Source organism: Porphyrobacter sp. AAP82 (assembly GCF_000331285.1).
In the GTDB taxonomy this organism is placed as follows: Bacteria; Pseudomonadota; Alphaproteobacteria; order Sphingomonadales; family Sphingomonadaceae; genus Erythrobacter.
This window is the reverse complement of sequence record NZ_ANFX01000024.1, coordinates 15,956-31,977: the sequence shown is the minus strand read 5'-3', so window position 1 is coordinate 31,977 and position 16,022 is coordinate 15,956. Positions and strand designations below refer to the sequence as shown.

At 67.8% G+C, this 16,022-nt stretch carries 20 protein-coding genes and 1 tRNA gene; 9 read left to right on the top strand and 12 right to left on the bottom strand.

The features are described 5' to 3' along the window. Positions 1 to 37: 37 nt before the first annotated feature. Positions 38 to 1,462, bottom strand: a complete 1,425-nt coding sequence (gene ahcY, locus D620_RS0107675; RefSeq protein WP_017665216.1) for an adenosylhomocysteinase — start codon at positions 1,460 to 1,462, stop codon at positions 38 to 40. A 202-nt stretch (positions 1,463 to 1,664) separates the two neighbouring features. Here ahcY and D620_RS0107670 point away from each other — a divergent pair, with 202 nt between their 5' ends. After that, a complete protein-coding gene (locus D620_RS0107670) occupies positions 1,665 to 2,144 on the top strand; it encodes a peroxiredoxin (protein WP_017665215.1) in 480 nt (159 codons plus the stop codon). A gap of 61 nt (positions 2,145 to 2,205) precedes the next feature. Here the strand turns inward: D620_RS0107670 and D620_RS0107665 are convergent, their stop codons facing one another. The 4 genes from D620_RS0107665 to folE all read right to left on the bottom strand — a co-directional run bounded on the left by D620_RS0107665 (position 2,206) and on the right by folE (position 4,760). After that, the gene (locus tag D620_RS0107665) at positions 2,206 to 2,895 is read right to left on the bottom strand and encodes a cytochrome b/b6 domain-containing protein (protein ID WP_017665214.1); all 690 of its coding nucleotides are present in this window, start codon (positions 2,893 to 2,895) and stop codon (positions 2,206 to 2,208) included. Between the two features lie 3 nt (positions 2,896 to 2,898). Then, the gene (locus D620_RS14915; protein WP_017665213.1) at positions 2,899 to 3,402 is read right to left on the bottom strand and encodes a c-type cytochrome; all 504 of its coding nucleotides are present in this window, start codon (positions 3,400 to 3,402) and stop codon (positions 2,899 to 2,901) included. A gap of 122 nt (positions 3,403 to 3,524) precedes the next feature. Beyond that, positions 3,525 to 3,974, bottom strand: a complete 450-nt coding sequence (locus D620_RS14910; RefSeq protein ID WP_017665212.1) for a hypothetical protein — start codon at positions 3,972 to 3,974, stop codon at positions 3,525 to 3,527. A 159-nt stretch (positions 3,975 to 4,133) separates the two neighbouring features. Continuing rightward, positions 4,134 to 4,760, bottom strand: coding sequence for a GTP cyclohydrolase I FolE (gene folE / locus D620_RS0107650; RefSeq protein ID WP_017665211.1), 627 nt, complete (start codon positions 4,758 to 4,760; stop codon positions 4,134 to 4,136). Between the two features lie 203 nt (positions 4,761 to 4,963). On the opposite strand from folE, the gene D620_RS0107645 reads away from it, so the two are divergent. After that, complete coding sequence (locus D620_RS0107645; protein WP_017665210.1) at positions 4,964 to 5,353, top strand: metallopeptidase family protein; 390 nt, start codon at positions 4,964 to 4,966, stop codon at positions 5,351 to 5,353. Between the two features lie 80 nt (positions 5,354 to 5,433). Here the strand turns inward: D620_RS0107645 and D620_RS0107640 are convergent. Further along, positions 5,434 to 5,510, bottom strand: a tRNA-Arg gene (locus D620_RS0107640). Positions 5,511 to 5,570: 60 nt separating this feature from the next. After that, on the bottom strand, positions 5,571 to 5,981 hold the full coding sequence (locus D620_RS0107635) for a (deoxy)nucleoside triphosphate pyrophosphohydrolase (protein ID WP_026092031.1): 411 nt from the start codon (positions 5,979 to 5,981) through the stop codon (positions 5,571 to 5,573). A gap of 100 nt (positions 5,982 to 6,081) precedes the next feature. On the opposite strand from D620_RS0107635, the gene D620_RS0107630 reads away from it, so the two are divergent. The 3 genes from D620_RS0107630 (at position 6,082) to D620_RS0107620 (ending at position 7,138) form a co-directional block, all read left to right on the top strand. Next, positions 6,082 to 6,264, top strand: coding sequence for a Flp family type IVb pilin (locus D620_RS0107630; protein WP_017665208.1), 183 nt, complete (start codon positions 6,082 to 6,084; stop codon positions 6,262 to 6,264). Between the two features lie 116 nt (positions 6,265 to 6,380). Further along, complete coding sequence (locus D620_RS0107625; protein ID WP_017665207.1) at positions 6,381 to 6,557, top strand: Flp family type IVb pilin; 177 nt, start codon at positions 6,381 to 6,383, stop codon at positions 6,555 to 6,557. A gap of 404 nt (positions 6,558 to 6,961) precedes the next feature. Then, the gene (locus D620_RS0107620; RefSeq protein ID WP_017665206.1) at positions 6,962 to 7,138 is read left to right on the top strand and encodes a Flp family type IVb pilin; all 177 of its coding nucleotides are present in this window, start codon (positions 6,962 to 6,964) and stop codon (positions 7,136 to 7,138) included. A gap of 121 nt (positions 7,139 to 7,259) precedes the next feature. Here the strand turns inward: D620_RS0107620 and D620_RS0107615 are convergent, their stop codons facing one another. The 5 genes from D620_RS0107615 to D620_RS0107595 form a co-directional block, all read right to left on the bottom strand. Then, positions 7,260 to 8,735 carry a M48 family metalloprotease gene (locus tag D620_RS0107615; RefSeq protein ID WP_017665205.1) on the bottom strand — a complete coding sequence of 492 codons (1,476 nt, stop codon included), beginning with the start codon at positions 8,733 to 8,735 and terminating at the stop codon, positions 7,260 to 7,262. Between the two features lie 118 nt (positions 8,736 to 8,853). Then, the gene (locus tag D620_RS0107610) at positions 8,854 to 9,798 is read right to left on the bottom strand and encodes an acetyl-CoA carboxylase carboxyltransferase subunit alpha (protein WP_017665204.1); all 945 of its coding nucleotides are present in this window, start codon (positions 9,796 to 9,798) and stop codon (positions 8,854 to 8,856) included. A 9-nt stretch (positions 9,799 to 9,807) separates the two neighbouring features. Continuing rightward, a complete protein-coding gene (locus D620_RS0107605; RefSeq protein ID WP_017665203.1) occupies positions 9,808 to 10,695 on the bottom strand; it encodes a tyrosine recombinase in 888 nt (295 codons plus the stop codon). A gap of 267 nt (positions 10,696 to 10,962) precedes the next feature. Next, positions 10,963 to 12,882 carry a hypothetical protein gene (locus tag D620_RS0107600; protein ID WP_155800071.1) on the bottom strand — a complete coding sequence of 640 codons (1,920 nt, stop codon included), beginning with the start codon at positions 12,880 to 12,882 and terminating at the stop codon, positions 10,963 to 10,965. Beyond that, positions 12,879 to 13,073: a hypothetical protein gene (locus D620_RS0107595; RefSeq protein WP_017665201.1), complete on the bottom strand. Its 195-nt coding sequence runs from the start codon at positions 13,071 to 13,073 to the stop codon at positions 12,879 to 12,881. The genes D620_RS0107600 and D620_RS0107595 overlap by 4 nt, the downstream gene beginning before the upstream one ends. Positions 13,074 to 13,111: 38 nt before the next feature. Here D620_RS0107595 and D620_RS0107590 point away from each other — a divergent pair, with 38 nt between their 5' ends. From D620_RS0107590 to D620_RS0107575, 4 genes are read left to right on the top strand one after another with little or no spacing between them, the layout of a single operon-like run. Beyond that, positions 13,112 to 13,681, top strand: a complete 570-nt coding sequence (locus D620_RS0107590; RefSeq protein ID WP_017665200.1) for a shikimate kinase — start codon at positions 13,112 to 13,114, stop codon at positions 13,679 to 13,681. Continuing rightward, complete coding sequence (gene aroB, locus D620_RS0107585; RefSeq protein ID WP_017665199.1) at positions 13,672 to 14,790, top strand: 3-dehydroquinate synthase; 1,119 nt, start codon at positions 13,672 to 13,674, stop codon at positions 14,788 to 14,790. Before D620_RS0107590 ends, aroB begins: the two co-directional genes overlap by 10 nt. Continuing rightward, entirely contained in the window at positions 14,787 to 15,557 is a 771-nt protein-coding gene (locus tag D620_RS0107580; protein WP_017665198.1) for a cyclase family protein, read from the top strand. Before aroB ends, D620_RS0107580 begins: the two co-directional genes overlap by 4 nt. A gap of 2 nt (positions 15,558 to 15,559) precedes the next feature. Next, positions 15,560 to 16,018 carry a GNAT family N-acetyltransferase gene (locus tag D620_RS0107575; RefSeq protein WP_017665197.1) on the top strand — a complete coding sequence of 153 codons (459 nt, stop codon included), beginning with the start codon at positions 15,560 to 15,562 and terminating at the stop codon, positions 16,016 to 16,018. Positions 16,019 to 16,022: the final 4 nt, after the last annotated feature.

Genomic DNA, 16,022 nt, shown 5'->3' with positions numbered 1-16,022 from the left:
AAAAACGGGGCGGGAAGCGGGCGGGCCCTGCCGCATCCTAGTAGCGGTAGTGGTCCGGCTTGAACGGGCCGGCCTGCGGCACGCCGATGTAGCTCGCCTGCTTGTCCGACAGCTGGGTCAGCCTCACGCCCAGCTTTTCGAGATGGAGCGCGGCGACCTTTTCGTCGAGGTGCTTGGGCAGGACGTAGACGTCGTTTGCGTATTCGTCGGCCTTGGTGAACAGCTCGATCTGGGCCAGCGTCTGGTTGGTAAAGCTCGCGCTCATCACGAAGCTCGGGTGGCCGGTCGCGCAGCCGAGGTTCACGAGGCGGCCCTTGGCAAGCACAATGATCGACTTGCCATCGGGGAAGGTGACGAGATCGGTGCCTTCCTTGATTTCCTTCCACTCGTAGTTGGAAAGCGCGGCAATCTGGATCTCGCTGTCGAAGTGGCCGATGTTGCACACGATCGCCATGGGCTTCATCGCCTGCATGTGTGCAGCGGTGATCACGTCTTCGTTGCCGGTGGCGGTGACGAAGATGTCGGCGCGGCTGACCGCGTCTTCCATGGTGACGACTTCGAAGCCGTCCATCGCCGCCTGGAGCGCGCAGATCGGATCGATCTCGGTGACCATCACGCGGGCGCCGCCGTCACGCAGCGAGGCGGCCGAACCCTTGCCGACGTCGCCGTAACCAGCAACGCAGGCGACCTTGCCGGCCAGCATCACGTCGGTCGCGCGGCGGATCGCGTCGACCAGCGATTCCTTGCAGCCGTAGAGGTTGTCGAACTTCGACTTGGTGACCGAATCGTTCACGTTGATCGCGGGGAAGGGAAGCTTGCCCTGCTTGGCGATCTGGTAGAGGCGCATCACGCCGGTGGTGGTCTCTTCCGAGACGCCCTTGATCGCCTTCACCGTCCTGGTGAGATAGCCGGGCTTGGCGGCGACGAAGGCCTTGAGCGCGCGCTGGAACTCGATCTCCTCGGCGTTGGTCGGCTCGCCCATTTCTTCCCCGGCTTCGAGGCGCGCGCCCCACAGCGCGAACATGGTGGCATCGCCACCATCGTCGAGGATCATGTTGCAGGTCAGGTCGGGATCGGCTTCCGAGGCCCAGTCGAAGATGCGGCCCACGTAGTCCCAGTAGTCCGCCAGCGTCTCGCCCTTGATGGCGAAGACCGGGATGCCCCGCGCGGCGATCGCGGCGGCGGCGTGGTCCTGGGTCGAGAAGATGTTGCAGGTCGCCCAGCGCACTTCGGCGCCCAGCGCGACGAGGGTCTCGATCAGCACCGCGGTCTGGATCGTCATGTGGAGCGAACCGGTGATGCGCGCGCCCTTGAGCGGCTGCGAGGCGCCGTATTCGGCGCGCAGGGCCATCAGGCCGGGCATTTCGGTCTCGGCGATCATGATCTCGTCGCGGCCGAACTGGGCGAGCGCGATGTCCTTGATGACGTATTCGGTGGCAGGGGTGGCGGCGAGGGTGGCCATCTTTTCTATCTCCTATGCACAGATACACACCCGCGCAGGCGGGCTGTCTGTTGATGCGACAGCCCCCCTAGCGGCACATGGCCCGTGAGGCAAATATAAACTTATCTTTATATGTCTATTTGTTGCCCCTCGCCCCGCGCCGCGATAGAGAGCCACGGCACCCACCCCGCCCAGACTCCCTTAACGAGAGGATACCCCCGCAATGACCATCTCCGTTGGCGACAAGCTTCCCGAAGTCACTCTCATCAAGGCTACCGCGCAAGGCCCGCAGCCGGTCAAATCCTCGGACTACTTCGCGGGCAAGCGCGTCGCGCTGTTCTCGGTCCCGGGCGCCTTCACCCCGACCTGCTCGGCCAAGCACCTGCCCGGCTTCGTCGAGAAGGCCGCCGAATTGAAGGCGAAGGGCGTCGACGAGATCGTCGGCACCGCGGTCAATGATGCCTTCGTGATGGGCGCCTGGAACAAGCACGCGGGCAGCGAGGACATCACCATGCTCGCCGATGGCAACGCCGATTTCGTCGAGGCGATCGGCCTCACCATGGACGGCTCGGGCTTTGGCCTGGGCAAGCGCGGCCAGCGTTTCTCGATGGTCATCAACGATGGCGTGGTCGAACAGCTCAACGTCGAGGAACCGGGCGACTTCAAGGTCTCGAGCGCAGAGCACATGCTCGGCCAGCTGTGAGCCCTTCGGAACGTCCAGAGAAAGGGGGCGCATCCCGGCAGCGGGGTGCGCCCCTTTTGCGTCAGGTCAGCGGCGGCGCGCCGTAGGCCACCCACAGCGCAAGCGCTCCGGCGAGGCCGCAGGCGAGCAGCCCCCTTGTCCACGGCACCGGGCCTATTCCCGCAACCCCTGCCATGGGCGGGCGGCTGCCGCCGATCATCGGGCTCAACAGATCATCGCCCTTCGCGGCATAGAAGCAGATCGCGGCAAGGTGCAGGCCCACCAGTCCGGCGATCACCCAGAACAGGGTCTCGTGCCCTTCGGTGATCGCGTCCGCAAGCGCCGCGCCCACCAGCGGGTTGAGCGGCCCGGTGGTCCCGTCGAAGGGATCGCCCGCGAACAGTCCGAGGCTCGCCTGAAGCAGCATCGCGGCCAGCAGCACCATCGTGCTCCACCCGCCGAGCGGCGAATGGCCGATGGCCGGTCCGGCCGCCTTGTCCCCGCGCAAGTAAGCGAGCACCGCGCGCGGCCCCTTCACGAATTGCGCAAACCGCGCCGTCTGCGGCCCGGCAAAGCCCCACAGCAGGCGGAACACCAGGAGGCCCAGCAGCACCAGCCCCAGGCGCTTGTGGAGCGCCCACTTGTCGTTCTCGGCCGTCCACCACAGGGCCGGGATCAGCAGCGGGAAGCTCCAGTGGACGATCCGCAGCAGCGGGTCCCACACGCTGACATCGGGGGAAAGGCCTGCGCGCGGCAGCCGGGTGTCGTTCACCGGTTACTTCTCGTCGTCGAGCCGGAACTTGTCGTGACAGCCCTTGCAGGCCCCGCCCATCGCCATCGCCTGCGCACCGATCGCCGCCTTGTCGCCGCCCGGCGCGAGGCTCGCCAGCTTGGCGCTTTCATCGACCAGCATCTGCGCGGCGGCCTTGAACTCCGCGGGCGTCTTCCAGATTGCCGGGAGCGCCTCGGTCTTGAAGCCGTCTTCGGTGCTGGTGCCGGCGGGGAAGTGATTCGCGATCTGCCCTGCGCGCGCGTTGATGAGGCTCGCCTTGGCGGCGATGGTCGCAAAATCGGGCGCATCGCGATCGAGCTCGCCGCGCACCGCCTTGAAGGCCGCGCCAATCGCCTTGAAGTTCTCCTGCCGCTCCGCGATCACCGGCGGCACCTCGCCTGCCGGCTTGGTGGCGGCGGTTTCGGTGGCATCCCCTCCCGAACAGGCGGCAAGTCCGGCAGCAAGCGCGGCAGCAAACACAAGCGGGCGGGCGGGCATGCGCGGCATCGGCAATCTCCTGGGAAGGTGGGCGTCAACGCTATGAGGCTTTGCCTCTTTTCGCAAATGCGAAAGCTGGGCGGGACCATGATCGCCCCGCCCCGCGTGTGCCCTGTATCGGCCCTCGCAGCTCAGCTGCGGGTGCTGCCCGCCGCGCTGTCGGCCTCGGCAAGGAGTGCGGTGCGGTCCTGTTCGACCAGCGCGAGCATGGCGCTGCGGAAAGCGTCGCGGCGCGCCGCCACCACGCGGTCGATCGCCTTTGTCTGGGTCTCGCACCAGCCGGGGCGCAAGCCGCTCGCCACCTTGTCCTGCGCAAGGATGCGCTGCGAGCGGAACACCGCGCCCACGGTTGCGACCCGCTCTACCTCGAGCCTTGCGGTCCACCGGCAGGACAGCGTGCTCGGCCGACCGGGGGCACCGGCAGTGCCCACCTGGCGCGTCGCGACCGTCACCGTACCTTTGTAATCGGCCGCAATCGGCCCCTCGGCGTGGTCGATCACCACCTCGTGCTCCAGCGCCAGCGCAGGCGCGGCAAGGCTGGCGGCGAGCACGGCTGCGCTCAAGAGGAGCTTTTTCATCATGGTCTCTCCTGCATGTCGCGGCCTTGTTGGCCGTCGGACAACGCAGGATTAGCAGGCGGCGCGCGGGCGGCCAAGAACGCGATATGCTATATCACCACGCGGACCACACGGCCTGCCGCACCGCACCCTCGTCCGGGCGCGGCGCGGCGAAGGGCGGTGTCAGTAGCCCATCAGGCTCATCACTTCCTTGCGGCTGCGATGGTCTTCGAGAAAACAGCCGAGGATGCGGCTGGTGACCATGCCCACCCCGTGGGTCTTGACGCCGCGTCCGGTCATGCAGCCGTGCTCGGCCTCAACCACCACGGCAACGCCGTGCGGGTCGAGATGGTCCCAGATGCACTGCGCGACCTCGGCGGTGAGGCGCTCCTGGATCTGCAAGCGGTTGGCATAGCCGTGCAGCACCCGCGCGAGCTTGGAGATGCCGACGACCTTGTTCCTCGGCAGATAGGCGATCGCCGCCTTGCCGACGATCGGGGCCATGTGATGTTCGCAATGCGACTGGAAGGGAATGTCCTTCAGGAGCACGATCTCGTCATACCCGCCCACCTCGGTGAACTGCCGCGTGAGGTGGATCGCCGGGTCCTCGCGGTAACCCTCGCAATATTCGAGCCACGCGCGGCCCACGCGCTTGGGGGTGTCGAGCAGGCCCTCGCGCGAGGGATCGTCCCCCGCCCAGGCGATCAGCGTGCGGATCGCGTCCTGCACATGTTCGGGCACCTCGGGCTTGCCGAGCGGGTTTTCCGGATCGAACACGTCGTCGTGATCGTGGGCGGTGATATGATTCATGGTGCCTGGTCTTTCTTCACTCATCGGCTCTTGATCGAGCCCCCTCGCCTGTCGATCCCGAGTGACGTCAACCATCGACATTCCGAGACGTTCCGCCAAGATACGCCGATTGCAGCCGATGGATGCCGACACCACCTGTGCAAATGTAATCGGCATTTTCCGCAATTCATCCCCTCATGTCCCCGAAAGGACGCAAATCCGCCATGCGCGCGCCTTCTGCTGCCGAATTCGAATCCGTCGCCCGGGCCGTGCTGGCGCGGCTTCCCGAGGTCTTCGCCCGCGAGCTTGCGGGCGTGGCGCTCAGGGTGGAGGAGTTCGCAAGCGCGGAACAGCTTGATTCGCTGGGGATCGGGGACCCCTATGATCTGACCGGGCTCTACGAAGGCGTGCCGCTCACCGAGAGGACGCAGTGGGACAGCGAGGGACTGCCGCCCGTCATCACCCTGTTCCGCCAGCCGCTGCTTGCCGAGATGGAGGACACCGGTGTCGGTTTTGCCGCGCTGGTGCGCCATGTGGTGATCCACGAGGCCGGCCACCATTTCGGTCTGTCGGACGATGACATGCACGCGCTCGAGGACAGCGTGGAGGATTGAAGGGGGGCGGCATGCCGGCTTCGCCATATCTCATGGTCCGCCACCAAAAAAGCCGGCCCCGATGGGACCGGCTGTTTTGTTGGCGCACCCGAAAGGATTCGAACCTCTGACCCCCAGATTCGTAGTCTGGTGCTCTATCCAGCTGAGCTACGGGTGCGCGCTGAGGGGGGCCCTTTAGGGGCGCCTGTCGGGCTTGGCAAGTGGGTTCGCTCGCGAATCAGCGAAATTGAAAGAGCCGTGCGGCGAGCGCCGTGTCGACCGGCGGTTTGGGCAGCACGGCGATCTGTTCAGGGGTGAACCACCCCACTGCGCCGCCCTCGATCGCCTGCGGCTCGCCCTGCCAGCCGGTGAGCCGGTAGAGCAGGAGCACCAGTGCGCCGCTGCCCGCTTCCCCTGCGGTTTCGGCAAAGCCGCAAGGCGCGAGGTCATTGACCTTGCAGGCGATTGCCAGTTCCTCGCCCAGTTCGCGCACCAGGGCGTCGGCGGGCATTTCGGCAGGTTCGACCTTGCCCCCCGGGAATTCCCATAGGCCGGCATGATGCTTTCCTTCAGGCCGCCGGTGCATCAGCCACAGGCCATCGCCGCGCTGAAGGGCGCCCGCCACCACTGCGATCCAGGCCATCGTCATGTCGGTATTCTTTCCATCCGCCCGCCCCCCATCAACCCATTGTTAACGTTTTCGCCCGATTCTCGGCCACGTCAGAACGCAGGACGTAGAGGGTTCCACGATGCTGTCGACATTCTTGAAAAGGCTTGTCGACGACCAGTCGGGGGCCACCGCTATCGAATACGGACTGATCGTCTCGCTCGTTGTGATCGCCATGATTGCCGCACTCCAGGGTGTTGCCACGACGACCAACAACATGTGGGACAGCGTTCAAAGCAAGAGTATGGCTGCCATGGTGAAATAAAAATTCGACGGACACCGCCGAGTTAGGAATTTCTCAACAACTGGCAGTCTAATTAAAGTCAGCCCGCCGCGACACAGGGGGGCACGGGTACCGAAGACCAAACCAGGAGACTAGACATGACCTTCTTCAAGAACCTCGTCCGCGACGAACAGGGCGCCACCGCCATCGAATACGGCCTGATCGCCGCTCTGATCGCCGTCGCCGCGATCACCGCCATGACCAACCTCGGCTCGACCCTGTCGGGCACGTTCACCAACGTGAACACCAACATGACCAAGGGCACCACCGCGTAAGCGACGGCCTCAGGCAAAAAGAACGACGGCGGGGAGCAATCCCCGCCGTTTTTCTTTGTCCGGAGGGCACGGCCTGATCATCGCCCCATCGGGCGTGGCCCGCTCCTGCGCTCCGCCAGGAGCCACACACGCCCATTGCCCCCGGCACGGCCGCCCGGCCGCTTTCAGCACCACCGCAGAACAAGCGTTGCAGCAGGCAATGCCACCCGCAGTGCCCCGCACGCGCGCCGCTCCGCCCCGCATTGCGCGCACTGCACAACCCGTTCTTGCGCCGCAACTTGTGGTTACCGGCGAATTGTCGAAAAGTTAGTCATTTATCAATGAGTGTCGGATAATTTTACGTCGGACCGCCCAAGACCAGGCGGCTCGAAAGCTTTACAAATGCCCAGCCAGGAGACCAACTCATGACCTTCTTCAAGCGCCTCGTCCGGGACCAGCAAGGTGCCACCGCCATCGAATACGGCCTGATCGCTGCGCTGATCGCCGTTGCCGCGATCACCGCGATGACCAACCTCGGCTCGACCCTGTCGGGCACCTTCAGCAACGTCAACACCAAGATGTCGAAGGGCACGACCGCCTAAGCTTTCAGCTCAGGGGAACCGGCAAGAACGGCGGGGAGCGATCCCCGCCGTTTTTGTTTCCTCCCCCGCGCCGGCGCCCGGTGCAGACCCTGCCGTGGTTGGCCGCAAACAGGCAGCTCGCCTATTTCCCGCGCACCACCAGCTTGACCTTCTGGCCCGGGGTCACGCTCGCCGTTCCGCTCAGCGCATTGAGCACCCGGAAGCGCTCTTCCTGCGCTGTATCATAAGCCATGCGCCGTGCCAGGCTGGCGACCGTATCGGTGCGGGTCACCGTCACCACCTGGAGCTTCCTCGGCACCACCGCGCCCGCTTCGGCGGCGGAGATCCGCCGCATCGACTGGAACATTGGATTGAAGGTCGTCGCCCGGCCGGCCGGCGCAATGGCGACGAAGTGGAAGGCCTGATCGCGCGCGAACTCATAGGCGATGACCACCAGATCGACCGGCGAACTGCCGTTGTTGACCCGCGCCGTGCCGATCACCGCCGGAAGGCCATTGACCGTGGTCCGTTCGATCGTCTGCGGCGCGAGCGTGCTGTTCTGCCCGCCCGCTGCCGAAAAGGCGCTGCGCACATAGGCCTCGAGGTCCCCGCTATAGGCAGCCGTCGTCATCTGCGCCTTGCCGCTCTGCCCCTGGATGCTCACCGCGCGCGTGCCGTTGACCATGTAGAAGCCCTGGGGCGCGGTGAAGGCGAGGCGCAGGTCGGGGTGGATGAAGGTGCTGCCCTCGATCACGCCCTGCGCCGGATCATCGCCGTATCGCAGCCCGTCAATCCGGGCGAGGAAGGTGTCGCGGTTGGCGATCGCTGCGCCCGCTGCCGGCGCAGTGGCGCCCGCCTTGGCGAGCGCGCTCTGGACGCGGCTGGCCGGATTGGGGTGGGTCGAGGCCCATTCGGGAACGCTCGCATCCTGCCCCGAAAGCCGCGCGTCGAGCGCGTTCTGCGCGGCAAGGCTTGCCAGCACCGTGCCCATCGCGCGCCGGTCATAGCCGGCCTTGCCGAGATACTCGATCCCGAGCCCGTCCGCCTCCAGCTCCTGCTTGCGGCTGAACTTGAGGGTCAAGAGCTGCGAGCCTTGCAGGAAGGTGCGCGACAGGGTCTGCCCCAGCCCCGAATCGCCCAAGAGCAGGCCCGACAGGATCGCCCCGCCCAGCCCCAGCAGCGTGTTGGTGGTGGCCGCCTTCTGGCGCCGCTGCGAATGGCGCGCGGCGACATGGCCGACCTCGTGCCCGAGCACCGCGGCCAGCTCCGCCTCGCTGTTCATCAGGCTCACCAGCTGGCGGGTGGTGTAGATATAGCCGCCGGGGATCGCGAAGGCATTGTTGACCGGCGAATTGAGGAGGCTGACGGTAAAGCTCTCGCGCGCATTGCCGAGCCCGGATTGCACCGCGATATTCTTGCCGACCTGTTCGACATAGGTCGCGTGCGGGCCGGTCATCGCCCCGCCGAATTCGGCGAGCAGCTGCGGGTGATATTCGGCGCCCTGCCTGGCTTCGGCAGGGGTGATCGGGGTTGCGTTGGTGGGGATCTTCGCATCGGCGGTCATGCACCCCGCCAGCGCCGCCGAGGCGACCCCGAAGGCGAGCGCCTTGCGTGTCATACGTGCCATTGTCTTTTCCGTCCCTTTCCGCCTGTCCCTTGCTGCTGTCCCGCAGCCTGTCGGACATGCTTCATGCATCAGGGAGGTGGCAGACGGAACCTTAACCTGCGTTTGCCGGTCAGCCGCCGATCGCGAGGAAGCGGGCTTCTCGCGCGGCCACCAGTTGTTCGGCGCTCTTGGGCGCGAGCGCATCGACCTCTTCGGCAAGCGCCTGCCCGAGCAGCCGCGCGGCTGCTACGGAATCGCGGTGGGCACCGCCGAGGGGCTCCTTGACGATGCGGTCGATGACATTGATCCGCTTCAGATCCTGCGCGGTGACCTTCATCGCCTGCGCCGCATCTGCCGCCCTTTCCGAGGTGCGCCACAGGATCGAGGCGCAGCCTTCGGGCGAGATCACCGAATAGACCGCATGTTCCAGCATCAGCACCCGGTTGGCGCTGGCCAGCGCGACCGCCCCGCCCGAGCCGCCCTCGCCGACGATCGCGGCGACCATCGGCACGCGCAGTGCAAGGCACGCCTCGGTCGCGCGCGCGATTGCCTCGGCCTGGCCGCGTTCTTCGGCTTCGATGCCGGGGAAGGCGCCCGAGGTGTCGACCAGCGTCACCACCGGCAGGCCGAATCGGCTCGCCAGTTCCATCAGGCGGATCGCCTTGCGGTAGCCCTCGGGCTTGCCCATCCCGAAATTGTGAGCGATGCGCGTCTTGGTGTCGTGGCCCTTTTCGTGACCGATCAGCATCACGCGCCGTTCGCCCAGCCGTGCAAAGCCGCCCATGATCGCAAGGTCATCGGCATAGAGCCGGTCACCGCCCAGCGGCATGAAGTCGCTGAAAGCATGGGCGACATAGTCGCGGAAATGCGGACGCTGCGGGTGCCGCGCCACCTGTGTCTTCTGCCAGGGCGAGAGCGAGGCATAGGTGCTCGCCAGCAATTCGGCGCTCTTGGTCTCGAGCCGGCCGATCTCGCTGGCGACATCGACATCATGCAGCGCGTTGACGCTGCGCAGCTGCGCGATGCGTTCCTCGAGGGCGGCGACCGGCTTCTCGAAATCGAGGTAGGAAATCATCGCCCGGCGCTAGTCGGATGTTGTGCGGGTTGCAAGCGGATGACGGGAATTGACGAGGGCAACGAGGCGCGCGGCATCGACATGCGTGTAGATCTGGGTGGTGGAAATGTCCGCATGGCCGAGCAGCTTTTGCAGGACGCGCAGGTCCGCGCCGCCTTCCAGAAGGTGCGTGGCAAAGGCATGGCGCAGCACATGCGGGCTGATGCCGGCAGGATCGAGCCCCGCCCTGCCCGCCAGCGCCTTGAGCAACTGGAACAGGCGGACCCGCGAGAGGTGCCCGGTCTTGCCCGAGGGGAACAGGTAGCGTGAAGGCGGCGATGCCGGGCGCAGGGCAAGCCAGCGGCTCACCGCTTCCAGCGCGCGCGCGCCCACCGGCACCATCCGGCTTGTCCCGCCCTTGCCCGTCACCGTCAGCAACGGCGCATCGCGCGGCACGGCGATGACCGGCAGGCTGACCAGTTCGGTCGCGCGCAGGCCCGATCCGTAGAGCAGCTCGACAAGCGCGAGCAGCCGCACCGCCTTGGGATCGTCGCCCGCGGCCTCCTCCTCGGCGCGGGCGAACAGGGCGGCGATCTGGTCGTGGCCCATGACCTTGGGAAGCGGGCGCCTCAAACGCGGTGCAGGCAGCGCGCCCGAGGGATCGTCGGCCCGCCAGCCCTCGTCGATGGCAAAGCCGAAAAATTGCCGTAGCGCCGAGGCCTTGCGCGCCGCGCTGGCAGGGGCGAGCCTCGCCCATTCGCCCGCAAGGCTGGCAACGGCGTCACGATCGGCCGCAGCCAGATCGCCGATCGCCTCCTCGGCCTGTTCGAGATCGCGGCGATAGGCGGCGAGCGTGTTGAGCGCCGCGCCGCGCTCGGCCGCCAGCATGGCGAGGAACGCCTCGGTGCTGGCGGACATCAGAGCACTTCCCCACGATCCCGGTTCATCCTGCTTGCGCCAGGAAGCCCGCACGGTAGGAACGGCGCGCAGCAGGGGCTGGTTGCCCCTGCAAGTGCCGTGACGCAGCCCGCGGGCTTCGTGGTGCAACCCGAAAGAGGCGGGCCGATTTTTGCCCAGCGCCACGCCGATCGTCGGTCACTATGCTTCTGCATGGCTCCCTCCTCTCTTCGCGCGCCGGGCAAAATTCGGCTCCGTCAGGGTGATCCGGGATCGTGGGGAAGTGCTCTAGCCCCGCGCGACGGCCTCGGCGGCGATCATCCGGGCCTCGGCCACCAGCCCCACGCGGGTCAGCGCGGCGGTGATGTGGTAGAGGTGCAGCGGGGTCATCTGCGACCAGCTCGTCCCCTGCATCCCCAGCCCCGCGAGCAGCGTCACCAGCGCCGGATTGCCGACCTCAGCGGCGCGGGAAATGACGGCGGTCCAGCGGGTCTTGCGCGCCAGATCGACGCCCAGATCGCTCGCCAGCGCGCCAGCATCGCCCTCGGTCAGCTTGCCGAGCCCGGCAAGCCCGGCGACGAGGAAGGCGGACTTTCGCTGCTCATCGCTCGCGTCATCGCCCATGAACTTCTCGACCCCACCCTGGCCGATGGCGGCGGTGTCGGTCGCGGTGAGGGCGATCAGCGCCCAGCCCATCGAGCCTTCCTCGACCACCGTCCGCCAGCGACCCGCGTTGCGATCGAGCCCGGCGGCGAGCATTGCGGCGATGAGGTCGCCCGCCGCGCCCGCGTTCTCGGCAGCGGCGGGGATGCGCGCGGCGGCATAGGCGGTCAGCACGCGCGCACCGTAGCCATCTCCCCCGCCCAGCTTCGCGCCGTCCGCCCACAGGCGCTGCATCGCGGCGATCCGGTCGGCGGGGTCGGTGGCGAGATAGGCTTCGCGCAGGGCGGCGGCATGGGTGTCGGGATCGCCGCTGGCAGCAGGATCGGCATAGACCTCGGCATAGAGATCGACCATCGCATCGGCCGACATGATCCCCTCGCGCGCGGCGCGTCCGGCAAAGGCGGCGCGCTGGGCGGCGGGCAGCATCGGCAGCAGCGCGCCGCTGCGGGCGTAATAGGCCCCGCCGCGCGCCTTCAAGGCATTGTCGAGCAGCCCGCCCGGCAGCGGCTCGCCCACCGCGTTGGCTAGGCCGAAGCGCCACGGGTTGAGGTCATCGACCCCCTGCCACTCGATATTCACCCCGCGGTTGCCGCGCCCCGCCGCGCCCGCAAAGCGCCGCGCCAGCAACACATCGACGCGCGGCGCCGCGCCGCGGAACAGTGCCCGGTCAAGCTGGGTCGCGGCCAGCGCGCTCTCGCCCGCATAGGCGTTGCAGATCGCCTGCCACATGACCCACTCGCCATCCTGCCGCTGCGAGCCCTGGAGCCGCACCGCAGGGCAGGCCCCGGTGATGTCGCCGCTCCCCAGATAGGCACCGAGCGCCTCCTGGGTGAGCGCGGGCGACCAGTTGGCGGTATCGATATCCTGCACCACCGCCCGCGCGAGCGCGAATTCGCCCAGGCGGTTGAGCACGCCGACCCGCAGCGCCGCAAACTCGGCCGGGTCCATGCCGAGCGGCGCGGCCAGCCGGCTCGCCAGCGCACGGCGCAGGAGAATATGCCCCCAGCGCGACACCAGCGGGCCCTGCGTGCCAGCCAGCACCGCGCGCACCAGCTTGTCCGACTGGTTGGCGAGCGCCACCGGCGGCAGCCCGCCTTCGTCCACCGCCAGCACCCCGACGCGGGTCAGCGCGCGCTGTGCGCCGGCGGGCATGTCGCTCCTGGGCTTCAGGCCGAGCAGCTGGTCGAGCTCCTCGGTCGACATGTTCTCGAGTTGCTCGAGGCTCGGCAGGCGCGCCAGATCCTCGCGGCTGATCGCGGGCAGCGGGGGCAGGCTCGCCGGATCGATCGCCGCGCCCGGCACCGCCGCGGCGCCCGGCTGGGCGGGTGGCTGCTGCCCTTGCGCGGGCGGCTGGTTCTGGCCGGGACGGGGCTGCGAGCTCTGGCGGGGACTCGGTGCGGGCGCGGGATCGTCGAACCCGGGCGGCAGCAGCGATTCGGGCTTGCCCTGCGCCATCGCCAGGCCTGCGAGCCCCGCAGCGCCCAGCGCGCCGGCGACGCCGGTGGCGAGCACGCCCATGCCGAACCTGTGCCTGCGTGCGGTCATTGCCCCTGCTCCGGTAGCGCCACATCCTGTGCGATCGGCCGCAGCGCCTTCTCGCCCCCGTCAAACCACGCCAGCGCCAGCAGGCCGGACACGGCAAAGCCCGCCAGCCACGGCCAGCGCCCCGCGCCCCGCTTAAGGGGAGACCGCTCGAAACCGCCGGGGGTCAGACGCTCTTGCCGCGAGTTTGCCATATTGCGCGTGCCCTAGCCCATCTATAGGCCTTGCGGCAATGTCCGCCGCGTGCCCCTCCCCCCATGATCGCGATATCGCCGCCATCGCCGCGCGCATCGCGCGCCCGGTGGTGCTGGTGGGGCTGATGGGCGTGGGCAAGTCGACGGTCGGCAAGAAGCTTGCGGGCCTCCTGGGCCGTGACTTCGTGGATGCCGACGATGCCATCGCCGAGGCTGCCCAGCGCTCGATCCCCGAAATCTTCGAGGCCTTTGGCGAGGCCCATTTCCGCGACGGGGAACGCCGCGTGATCGCCCGCCTGCTCGCCGAGGGCCACGGCGTGATCGCGACCGGCGGCGGTGCCTTCGTCGATCCGCAGACGCGCGCAGCGGTGCTCGAGAAGGGCATCGCGGTGTGGATCGATTGCGACATCGACACGCTGGTCGAGCGCACCGCGCGCCGCGGCAACCGTCCGCTCCTGAAGCAGGGCGACCCCAGGGAAATCCTCACCCGGCTGGCGCGCGAGCGCGCGCCGTTCTACGGCGAGGCGCATATCCGCGTGCGCAGCGAGACCGGCCCCCACGCCGACACCGCGCGCGCGATCATCGAGGCGATTGATCAATGGCTGTAATCCCCGTCGCTCTGGCCGGGCGCGCTTATGAGGTGGTGATCGAGGAGGGCCTGCTCACCCGCCTCGCCGAGACTGCCGCGCCGTTCCTCAAGGGATATGGCCCTGAGCGGCCTGTGCCTTTCGTTGCCGACACCCACACCCACCGGCTCTTCGCCGCACGGATCGATGCGCATCTCGCCGCGCACGGGCTTGCCGCCGATTGGTTCGTGGTCGCGCCGGGCGAGGACGCCAAGACCTGGGGCGTGCTGCAAAAGCTGTGCGACTGGCTGCTGGCGCTGGGCGTCACCCGCAAGGACCATGTGTTTGCTTTGGGCGGGGGCGTGGTCGGCGATCTCGTCGGCTTTGCCTGCTCGGTGGTGAAGCGCGGGGTGGGCTTCGTGCAATTGCCGACAACCCTGCTGGCACAGGTCGACAGCTCGGTCGGCGGCAAGACCGCGATCAACACGGCCGCCGGCAAGAACCTGATCGGCGCCTTCCACCAGCCCTCGCAGGTGCTGATCGACCCGCTGGTGCTGGGCAGCCTGCCGGACCGCGAAATGCGCGCAGGCTTCGCCGAGGTTCTGAAATACGGCCTGCTCGGCGATGCGGCCTTCTTCGCCTGGCTCGAGGCGAACGGCGACAGAGTGCTCGCCCGCGAGCCCGCCGCCCTCGAACACGCCGTCGCCACCAGCATCGCGATGAAGGCCCGCATCGTGGCGGCCGACGAGCGCGAGACGCTCGACCTTCGCGCGCTGCTCAATTTGGGCCACACTTTCGGCCATGCGCTGGAGGCCGAGACCGGCTTTTCCGAACGCCTGCTGCATGGCGAGGCGGTTGCCTTGGGCATGGTGCTGGCGGCGAAATATTCGGCGCGGCGGGGCGAGATTTCCGCCGGGGATGCCGCCCGGGCGACGGCGGCGATTGCGGAGGCGAGGCTGCCGGCCGCGCTCCCCGCGCTCGGCCTCGCCTGCGACGGCGCTGCCCTCGTCGATCACATGCGCCATGACAAGAAGGCGGAAGGGCGCACCCTGCCCTTCCTCCTGCTGCGCGCGCTGGGCGAGGCCTATGTGGCGCGCGATGTCGACCTTGCCGACATCGCCGCCTTCATGGACGAGGAACTGGCCGGATGACCCGTTTCATCGACCTCTCGATCCCGATCACCAACGATGTGGTCTCCGATCCCGAGGTGATGCGGCCCCGCGTCACCTACATGACCCACGAGACCACGTGGGAACAGATCGCGATGTTCTTCCCCGGCCTTCGCCGCGAGGACCTGCCCGATGGCGAAGGCTGGGCAGTCGAATTCGTCGTGCTATCCACCCACAACGGCACCCACATGGACGCGCCGTGGCATTTCCATTCGACCACGGATAGCGGCGCGCGCCCCGCCCCGAGCATCGACGAGGCCCCGCTCGACCGCTTTTTCCGCCCCGGCGTGAAGCTCGATTTCAGCGCGCTTGCCCACGGCCATGTGGTCAGCGCCGCCGAGGTGCAGGCGGAACTGGCGCGGATCGGCTACACGCTCCAGCCGCTCGATATCGTGCTGGTGCAATCGGGCGCGCTCTACGGCACCGACAATTTCACCGATCAGGGCGTGGGCCTCGGCGCCGAGGCGACCCTGTGGCTCACCGCGCAAGGGATCGAGGTGGTCGGCACCGACGCCTGGAGCTGGGACGCGCCCTTCAGCCACACCGCCAAGCGCTGGGCCGAGAGCCGCGACCCGGCGATCATCTGGGAAGGCCACAAGGCCGGGCGCATCCGCCCCTATTACCAGATCGAGAAGCTGGCGAACCTCGCCGCCCTGCCGCCCCACGGTTTCATGGTGAGCTGCTTTCCGGTGAAGATCGAGCGCGCCAGTGCGGGGTGGATCAGGGCGGTGGCAATCGTGGAGGGGTGAGGATGCGGATCGATCTGGCCGATCTGGACGATCCCCGGGTGCAGGAGCTGGCCACTTACCATCAGCGCGCGATGCGCGAAGGCTCGCCGCCCGGCCTCAGCTTCGCGCTCGACCTGAGCGGCTTGCGGGCCGAGGGGGTGACGGTGTGGGCTCTCGAGATCGACGGGCGGATCGCTGCGATCGGTGCCTTGAAGCGCCTCGATGCGCGCTCGGGCGAGGTCAAGTCGATGCGCACCCACCCGGATTTCCTGCGGCAGGGGTATGCCGCCGCGCTGCTCGAGACCATCATCGCCCACGCCCGCGCCGAGGGCCTTGCCACGCTCGGCCTCGAGACCGGCAGGGGCCCGGTCTTCGAGCCCGCGCTGGCGCTCTACCGACGGCGCGGTTTCGTGAACGGCCCGGCCTTTGCCGATTATGTGCTCACCGACTTCAACCAGTGCCTGCATCTGGCACTGGATTGAGCCA